Source organism: Aminobacter sp. P4_D5 (assembly GCF_056401815.1).
In genome coordinates this window covers 1-546 of sequence record NZ_JBFUIP010001257.1, presented here as the reverse complement: position 1 = coordinate 546, position 546 = coordinate 1, and the positions used below count along the sequence as shown (strand labels likewise).

The 546-nt window shown below is 75.1% G+C and carries 1 protein-coding gene; it reads left to right on the top strand.

Annotation, left to right across the window (positions count from 1 at the left end; translation table 11 throughout):
- Window positions 1–546, top strand: a 546-nt coding sequence (locus tag AC1DWF_RS37810; protein ID WP_476843539.1) for a DegT/DnrJ/EryC1/StrS family aminotransferase, incomplete at both ends; no start/stop codon positions are given.

Here is a 546-nt window from a genome sequence, read left to right as displayed (position 1 = left end):
GTCGGCCGCCGCCCGCCGCGGCCGCCTGCCACGGGTGGTCGTGCCGGCCGACCTCTATGGCCAGCCCTCCGACATGGAAGCGATCCGCGCCGCCTGCGCCCGCTGGGGCGTGCCCGTCCTCTCCGACAGCGCCTGCGCGCTGGGCGGGCGCCAGCACGGCAAGCCCGCCGGCCATGGCGCCGACCTCGTGGCGGTGAGCTTCAACGGCAACAAGATCGTGACCGCCGGGGGCGGCGGCGCGCTGCTTTCCGCAAGCGAATCCCTGATCGAGCGCGCCCGCCACCTCGCCACCCAGGCCAAGGAGCCGGCGGCGCACTACCAGCACGAGACGACGGGCTTCAACTACGCCATGAGCTCGGTCCTCGCCGCCGTCGGCCTGGCCCAGCTGCCGAGCCTGGAGGAGCGCGTCGAGACCCGCCGCGCCATCTTCGCGCGCTATGCCGACGCGCTGGGCGCCATGCCCGGCCTCTCCTTCATGCCGGAGCCCGGCTGGTCGCGCGCGACGCGCTGGCTCACGGCGATGCTGGTCGATGCCCGGCGCATCGG